Below are 6,902 nucleotides of genomic sequence, written 5' to 3' on the forward strand. Positions count from 1 at the left end.
AACCGGTCGGCCTTTGTTCGTCCGCCGAGTCCGGGTCGACAATGACAACCGTTCGTGTCGCCGTTCCGCGGAAGGGACGGCCCCTGGAGGCGGTCCTCGATCGGGTCGCGGCCGTGTCCGACGCCGAGGAGCGGGCCGACTCGATCGTCTCGACGCTCCGGTACGAGAAGGCCATCACGAAGGGCGAACAGGAGCCGACCGACGGCGTGTACGAACGGCTCGGCGCGTACAGCGACACCGGCGGGTACGCGCCGGAGTACACGCTCGTTCGGGACGCGCGCCCCGGCGCCCCGAGGCGGATCGTCTTCGATAGCCTCCGGGTCGGTCTCGGCCGACACGACCTCCATCTCGTCGGCCGCGAGGAGCCCTTTAGGGCGCTCCGGAAACACGAGTTCGCGTTAGGGTACGACTCCGCCGACCTCGTCTTAGAGGAGGTCGTCGGCATCGAGCCGGAGCCGCTGTCGTCGCTCTCCGAGCTCAACGACCGGATCGACCCCCGTGACACCGACGTCCGCGTCGCCTCGGGGCTCGGCGACACCGTCCACCACACGCTGCTTTCGACCCCCGACGTGGCCGAGTCCCCGACGCGGGCCTTTCTCGACGCCTACGAGGGTCCGCTGTGTATCTCGCCGCGGTACGAACGCCTCGTCGAGGCGGTCGTCGGAACGAGCGCCACGGACGGGGTGTCCTTCCGGTACCCCGGCGAGGAGGAGGCCGAGGCCGCCATCGCGTCGGTCGGGATCGGCGTGTACCTGACCGTGACCGGATCGACGGCCCGCGATCACGGCCTTCGGGTCGGCGAGAAGCTCTTTCCGAGCGAGACGGTCCTGCTGGAGAACCCGGCGGAGGCCGACGAGGCGACGGCCGACGTCGTCGGGGCGCTCGCCGCCGAAGCGGAGACGATGGCCTGAGAGCCTCTGGGGGTCGGGTCGCTTCGAGTTCGAACCCGGGCAGCACACGTCCGGTTCGAGGCGGGCGGCGAAGCGGTCGTACAGCCGTACACGCCGACGAACCGTCCCGGGACCGACGAACTCACCCTCACGATCCGTCGCTACGACGACGGGTTCGCATCGTCGTATATGCACACCCGACGGCCGGGTGACGACGTTACCATCGGTCCGCTCAAGGGCGCGCTAACGCTCGCTGACGCCGATCGCGACGTGGCCTTCCTCGCCAGCGGCACCGGAATCACCCCGATGCTTGCGATGCTGCGTCAGTACCTTCGGGACGGCTCCGGGAACGCGCACATCGTCTTCGGTGAGAAACGCGGGGAGACGATCATTCAGCGGGACACTGAACGAGTTGGCCGCCGATCACCCGAATCCGGACGTGACGTTCACCCTCTCAGACCCCAACTGGGAGTGGACAGGACGGATCGGCTACGTCCAGAACCATCTGGACGAACCCTTTGAGAGCGTCGAGGCCCGGGACTTGTATATCTGTGGCGTTCCTCCGATGGTGGTTGAAACCAGGGCTGCGCTTCGGGACATCGGAACGCCCGAGGCACGCATCCACAGCGAAGGCTGGGAGGACGAGGTCGTCGACGATGTCTGACCGGCCACCGCTCGGCGATGGAGGCAGACCCGCGGTCTCACATCGACACGACAGCGCCGTTTCGACCCCGGAGACGCCATCGAAGGCTGTCGCTTTTGTCCGGTACAATCGGCCGGAATCCGAACAGACACCAGCCTGCGGAGCCGACCGGTAGACCGATGTCAGTCTCTGTGCTCGACACGTACGTCGAATCGATCGAACGGATACAGCCGAACCAGGCGAACAACTACGGGAACACCCACGGCGGGGAAGTGGTACGGCTGATGGACGAACTGGCCGCAGTTGCGGCGATGACCGTGGCGAGCGAGACGTGTGTCACGGCACACATCGGAAGCGTGGACTTCCGGAACCCGATCCCGGTCGGACACGTCGCCGAGTTGTCGGCCTACGTCCACGAGACCGGGACGAGCAGCCTTGAGGTCCGGGTCGACGTTGAGAGCCGGGACCCACGTGAGGAAGGGACCACGCCGACGACTGCGGCCTGTTTCACGATGGTTGCCGTCGACCAGGACGGAACCTCCGTCGAGGTCCCGCCGGTCGTCCCGGAAACCGACAGGGGCGAACGGCTCGTCGAAGAGGCGCCGTGCTGAGGACGGGTGCATCGCGACCGGAACGTGTTTTTCCGCCGCTTCCGCGTCTAGAACGCGACCCGGGCGCCACTATGAGGGTTTCAGCCGACGTCATCGTGACCGTACTCGGCGCGATCTCCCGCGGGGCCCTCGTCTTGGGCGGCCGCCGTCCCGACGCTGCTCCCGGCTAGGGCAAACGCGTACGCCGCACTTCGGCATGAACCCCCGTCTGCTCTCCGTCCCTGTGCACTGACAGTTCGGTCCGTGATCGCTCCCTGACACCGCTCTGGAGCGGCTCGTCACGTGCCACCGTGATACAACCTATCACAGACATAGGCGGCCGAATAAAACCACGGGACGACGAACCGCCTGCAGGGTCGGGATCCACAGGGGAAAGCCCCCGATCGATCGGAACCTCGGTTAGGCCGGCGCGGGACGGCCCGTTTCGACGCCGAACCCAACCCGGTAGCTTACCCGTCGGCCGCACGTACACGTCGTCCACGTATGCCCCCACTGGAGACCGACCCCGCGGTGCCGGGAGCCGACGAGCGACCGACACCCGGCTGTCGGCGGTGTCTGTCGGCGCTCCGCTCGCCGGGACGCGGATCGGTCGCGTTTCTGCTCCTCGACACGCTCACCGTTCCGCTCGTTGGGTGCGACGAACACCTCGAACGCTTCAGGTCCGTCTGCGGACACACGACCGCGGCGCGCGCGGAACTCATAGACCACCGACCGGCCGGCGGGATCACATGCCCCGGATGCCGTCTCGCGGCGCACAACCCGCGGCAGGCGGTGGTGCCCGTCGGGGACGGCGCGGTCGCCGTGCTCGCCTGCTCGGAGCACGGCTCGGAGACGGTGCGCCGGTTCGGCACGGGCCTGCGGACGCGCCGGACGCTCGACGCCTCTCTGCCCACGTCCGAGTGAGCACCCCGGATCGCCCCGGCCGGGTCAGGCGCTCAGCGGATCGGTCTCGGTGACCGCGTACCAAAACGAGTGACCCTCCGGACACCTCGTCTCCCGGGCGGTGAACTCGCCGTCGCGTTCGATCGGCTCCGTCTGTACGAAGGCGACCTCCTTGTCGGCGGTCAACTCGATGATGGAGAAGTTGATGTGCTTCCCGCAGCGCGGGCAGGCGATCACTTCGTCGGCCATGCTAACAGTACGCACACGTCGGAATATATAGTTTACGCAGCCCGAGCCGGCCGCTCAACAGACCGGCTTCGGGTTGACGCCCATCGACTCGAGGCGCTCCGTGTACTCCCCGTAGGCCGCCTCGACGGCGCCCTCGGCCGCCTCGCGGGCCCGGTCCCACGCCGCGTCGTCGTCGCACTCGGCGTCGAGACGCGCTTTCGCCCGGCGCAGTTGCGCCTCGAGATCGTCGTCCATCGATCGGAAGAGATCTGCCGTCTGCGGGTCGGCGTTGCCAACGAAAAAGCCCGTCACCTGCGTCTTCGATCGCTCGGCGGCGAGCGTCCGGCCGACGAACCCGCCGAGGCGTTCGACGGTGCCCTCGAGGTCCCGGAGGAACGCCTGGATCGCCGGGGTCTCGCCCGGCTCGTGGGCGTCGAGTTCGCCCGCGACGGCGTCGTAGTGCGATCGCTCCTCGCGGGCCGTCTCGGCGAACGCCTCGGCCGCCTCACCGTGTTCGCTCGCCGCCCACGCCTCGTACGTCTCCGCGGCGTGGTGCTCGGCGGTGGCGGCGGCGGCGAGCACCTCCTCGGGATCCATGTTCCCTCCCGTGTCGGCGTAGAGGGACTTCGAGGAACCGAGTCGGGACAGCGCGGTCTCGTTGTCGCTGCGGACGGCCTCGATGAACTCGTCGGCGTTCATACGCCCCGATAGAACGGGAGTCCGCTTGTAAGCGACGGTTGCCGGCGGCGACTCAAAAAAACGAACGGGGTCGCGGGGGGTCGGCTACCGGCGCCGTTCAGTCGTCCGCGCCGCCCGTCTCGATGGGCGCACCGACGAGGTTGCCCCACTCGGTCCAGGAGCCGTCGTAGTTGATCGTGTCGTCGTAGCCGAGCAGCTCGTGCAGCGCAAACCACGCGACCGAGGAGCGTTCGCCGATCCGGCAGTACGCGACGGTCGTCTCGTCGCCGTCGATGCCCTCCTCGGCGTAGAGCGCTCGGATCTCTTCGGCGGATTTGAACGTCCCGTCATCGTTCGTGACGGCCGCCCAAGAGATGTTCCGTGCCCCAGGGATGTGACCGCCGCGCTGGGCCGTCTCGTTGAGTCCCGGCGGGGCGAGCACCTCGCCGCTGAACTCCTCTGGCGAGCGGACGTCGACGAGCGGCAGGCCGCGGTCGATGGCGTTGTCGACGTCCTCGCGGTAGGCCCGGATGGATTCGCGGGGGCCGGAGGCCTCGTACCCAACGGCGGAGTACTCGGGGACCTCGTCGGTCGTCGGGTAGTCGTTCTCGATCCAGTACTCGCGGCCGCCGTCGAGCAGTTTCACGTCGTCGTGGCCGTAGTACTTAAACTGCCAGTAGGTGTACGCCGCGAACCAGTTGGCGTTGTCACCGTAGAGGACGACCGTCGAGTCCTCGGAGATGCCGTGGTCGCCGAGCAGCGCCTCGAAGTCCTCCTTCTCGAGGATGTCCCGGGTCGTCTGGTCCTGGAGGTCGGTCTCCCAGTTGAACCCGATCGCGCCCGGCGCGTGGCTGTCGTCGTAGGCCTCGGTGTCCACGTCGACCTCCACGAGTCGGTGGGCGGGGTCGTCGCTCCCGAACTCGTCGAGACGCTCCTCGACCCAGTCGGCCGATACGAGCACGTCTTTCGCGTAGTCTGATTCACTCATTACACCCAATCATACGGGACCCCGGGTTATATTACTACCTCTGACGGCACGCCCATCCGGACATCCCCGGTCACGGCAACGACCCCCGGTACTCGGCGCGCGCTTCGCCCCGTGTCGGCGCCGAACCCCCGGGAGTGAGCGGACCGCTTCGGGCGGTCGGTTGATCGCGACCGGGCGCTCCCGCGCGATTACAAGCAAAATTTGCTTTTTTCGGCGTGGACAACCGAACGTTCCGGTGGACAACCGAACGTTCCGGGGTACCGCTACCGCCGGCTCGCGACCGCGGCGAGGGCGACGAGCAGCGCAACGACCGCCGCTCCGACGCCGAACCCGGGGAGATCGTCCGTCTCGTCCTCGGTGGGGCCGTCGTTGGCCCCGCCGTCGGTTCCGTCGTCGGTCCCGTCTTCGGGCTCGGCGTCGGGATCGATGGCGGTGACGGTGATCGACGCCGATTCGACGCGGCCGTCGTCGGCGACGATTGTGGCGTCACCGACGGTTTCAAGCCCCACGGCGAGTTCGCCGCGGTCGTCGGTCTCGCCGACCGGATCGCCGTTCAGCCGGACCGTCACGCCCGAAACCGGCTCGTCGTAGGCGTTCACGACCTCGATCCGCGTTCGCTCGCCGACGACCACCCGATCGTTCGACGACGACGCGACGAGTTCGTGGGTCCGCTGGGCCGTCACCGTCACCGAGCGCGGCTCCTCGTTGACCGACACCTGACGCGGCGTCGGGTCGTAGCCCTCCTTTTGGCCCGAGATCGTGTACCGGGCGTTGACCGGCACGTTCACCGACGCCGAGCCGTCGCTCGCGCTGACTTCCCCGTCGAAGGCGCCGCCCTCGATCTGTACGCGCGCGTCGGTCAGCGTCCGGGGCTCCTCGAAGTGGTCGTCGACGACGGCGACATCGAGCGCGACGCGGCCGCTCTCGAGCGAGACGGTCGCCTCTGTCTCTGTGTCGGCCCCGACGCTCAGATCGCGCTGTCCGGCGAAGTACCCGGGCTTGACCGCCGAGAGGCGGTACTCGCCCTGCTCGACCGCGCCGGTGCGCAACTCGCCCTCGTCGTCCGTCTCGCCGCTTGCGACCGTTCGGCCGTCCTGCCGCAAGCCGACGGTCACGTCCGACAGCGGCGCGTCCTCGGCGTCGGTCACGGTCACGACAGCCTCGCCGCGGCTGGCGACGGGGAGTTCGACGTCGCGCTCGTCGGCGTCTCGGACCGTGAGCGGTCGGTTCCGGATGTACCGATCGTCGTCGATGTCCAACTCGACGTCCTCGCCCTCGGGGACGTCGATGAACACCCGTCCGTTGCTCGCGGTCGTGCCGGTCGCCTCGCCGCCGTCCCACGTCGCCTCGACGGTCGCGCCGTCGACCGGATCGCCGTCCCCGTCGACGACAGAGACGGTGAGCGCGACGTCGTCGGCCGCGACCGCCCCCGACGACAGGGCCACAAACGCGAGCCCGACAGCGGCGAGTGCCGCGACGGTTCCTGATCGCATACGCGACACTTCGTCCCGAGAGTAGTATTAGTATTGGGTGCCTTCGGGGCCCCCGAGACGGCCCGGCGGGACGGACAACGGTTAACCCGCGGGCGACGAACGTGGCCGCATGAACGAACGAGTCGTCAGTGTCGAACGGGTGGCCGGCTGGCTCGATGATCCCGAAACGAGCGTCGTCGACGTCCGGGACGCCTGGGAGTACGACGGCATCGGCCACGTCCCCGGCGCGGTGAACGTCCCCTTCGATCGCTTTCGGGCCGACGAACACGGCGCGGCCGAGGCCGGGCGGCTGCCCGGCGCGGACGTCTTCGCCGATCTCGCGGGCGAGGCCGGGATCGCCAACGGCGACCGGATCGTCGCCTACGACGACACCCACGGCGTCTTCGCGGCCCGGTTTCTCGTCACCGCCGAACTGTACGGCCACGACCCCTCGGGGCTCCACCTCCTCGACGGCGACTACTCGCTGTGGAGCCGGAGCGAACCGACGAC

Annotated in this window: 10 protein-coding genes; 6 read left to right on the top strand and 4 right to left on the bottom strand. The window is 68.5% G+C overall.

Annotated elements, in window-relative coordinates; all coding sequences use genetic code 11:
• The first annotated feature begins 41 nt into the window (after positions 1 to 41).
• From Q0916_RS01135 to Q0916_RS01150, 5 genes are all read left to right on the top strand, one after another.
• Entirely contained in the window at positions 42 to 911 is an 870-nt protein-coding gene (locus tag Q0916_RS01135; RefSeq protein ID WP_299233200.1) for a hypothetical protein, read from the top strand.
• Between the two features lie 6 nt (positions 912 to 917).
• Positions 918 to 1,412, top strand: coding sequence for a ferredoxin--NADP reductase (locus Q0916_RS12175; RefSeq protein ID WP_414689303.1), 495 nt, complete (start codon positions 918 to 920; stop codon positions 1,410 to 1,412).
• Positions 1,294 to 1,554 (top strand): hypothetical protein, encoded by a 261-nt coding sequence (locus Q0916_RS01140; protein WP_414689304.1) that lies wholly within the window; start codon positions 1,294 to 1,296, stop codon positions 1,552 to 1,554. The genes Q0916_RS12175 and Q0916_RS01140 overlap by 119 nt, the downstream gene beginning before the upstream one ends.
• A 158-nt stretch (positions 1,555 to 1,712) precedes the next feature.
• Positions 1,713 to 2,144 (top strand): acyl-CoA thioesterase, encoded by a 432-nt coding sequence (locus tag Q0916_RS01145; RefSeq protein ID WP_299233205.1) that lies wholly within the window; start codon positions 1,713 to 1,715, stop codon positions 2,142 to 2,144.
• Between the two features lie 483 nt (positions 2,145 to 2,627).
• Positions 2,628 to 3,047: a hypothetical protein gene (locus tag Q0916_RS01150; RefSeq protein WP_299233208.1), complete on the top strand. Its 420-nt coding sequence runs from the start codon at positions 2,628 to 2,630 to the stop codon at positions 3,045 to 3,047.
• A gap of 24 nt (positions 3,048 to 3,071) precedes the next feature.
• On the opposite strand, the gene Q0916_RS01155 is transcribed toward Q0916_RS01150, so the two are convergent.
• The 4 genes from Q0916_RS01155 to Q0916_RS01170 form a co-directional block, all read right to left on the bottom strand.
• Positions 3,072 to 3,275 (bottom strand): hypothetical protein, encoded by a 204-nt coding sequence (locus Q0916_RS01155; RefSeq protein ID WP_299233211.1) that lies wholly within the window; start codon positions 3,273 to 3,275, stop codon positions 3,072 to 3,074.
• 54 nt (positions 3,276 to 3,329) lie between these two features.
• On the bottom strand, positions 3,330 to 3,953 hold the full coding sequence (locus Q0916_RS01160) for a rubrerythrin family protein (protein WP_299233212.1): 624 nt from the start codon (positions 3,951 to 3,953) through the stop codon (positions 3,330 to 3,332).
• 97 nt (positions 3,954 to 4,050) lie between these two features.
• Positions 4,051 to 4,920, bottom strand: a complete 870-nt coding sequence (locus Q0916_RS01165) for a sulfurtransferase (protein ID WP_299233214.1) — start codon at positions 4,918 to 4,920, stop codon at positions 4,051 to 4,053.
• Between the two features lie 263 nt (positions 4,921 to 5,183).
• Positions 5,184 to 6,413: a carboxypeptidase-like regulatory domain-containing protein gene (locus Q0916_RS01170; RefSeq protein WP_299233217.1), complete on the bottom strand. Its 1,230-nt coding sequence runs from the start codon at positions 6,411 to 6,413 to the stop codon at positions 5,184 to 5,186.
• A 109-nt stretch (positions 6,414 to 6,522) separates the two neighbouring features.
• Between Q0916_RS01170 and Q0916_RS01175 the strand changes: the two genes are divergently transcribed.
• Positions 6,523 to 6,902, top strand: a 380-nt coding sequence (locus Q0916_RS01175; protein ID WP_299233219.1) for a rhodanese-like domain-containing protein, incomplete at its 3' end; no start/stop codon positions are given.

Source organism: Natronomonas sp. (genome assembly GCF_028274965.1).
In the GTDB taxonomy this organism is placed as follows: Archaea; Halobacteriota; Halobacteria; order Halobacteriales; family Haloarculaceae; genus Natronomonas.

What these genes read in the sequence shown, in the direction of transcription:
- Q0916_RS01135 (WP_299233200.1), top strand. Translation starts at nt 42, where the DNA reads ATGACAACCGTTCGTGTCGCCGTTCCGCGGAAGGGACGGCCCCTGGAG.
- Q0916_RS01145 (WP_299233205.1), top strand. Translation starts at nt 1,713, where the DNA reads ATGTCAGTCTCTGTGCTCGACACGTACGTCGAATCGATCGAACGGATA.
- Q0916_RS01150 (WP_299233208.1), top strand. Translation starts at nt 2,628, where the DNA reads ATGCCCCCACTGGAGACCGACCCCGCGGTGCCGGGAGCCGACGAGCGA.
- Q0916_RS01155 (WP_299233211.1), bottom strand. Translation starts at nt 3,275, where the DNA reads ATGGCCGACGAAGTGATCGCCTGCCCGCGCTGCGGGAAGCACATCAAC.
- Q0916_RS01160 (WP_299233212.1), bottom strand. Translation starts at nt 3,953, where the DNA reads ATGAACGCCGACGAGTTCATCGAGGCCGTCCGCAGCGACAACGAGACC.
- Q0916_RS01165 (WP_299233214.1), bottom strand. Translation starts at nt 4,920, where the DNA reads ATGAGTGAATCAGACTACGCGAAAGACGTGCTCGTATCGGCCGACTGG.
- Q0916_RS01170 (WP_299233217.1), bottom strand. Translation starts at nt 6,413, where the DNA reads ATGCGATCAGGAACCGTCGCGGCACTCGCCGCTGTCGGGCTCGCGTTT.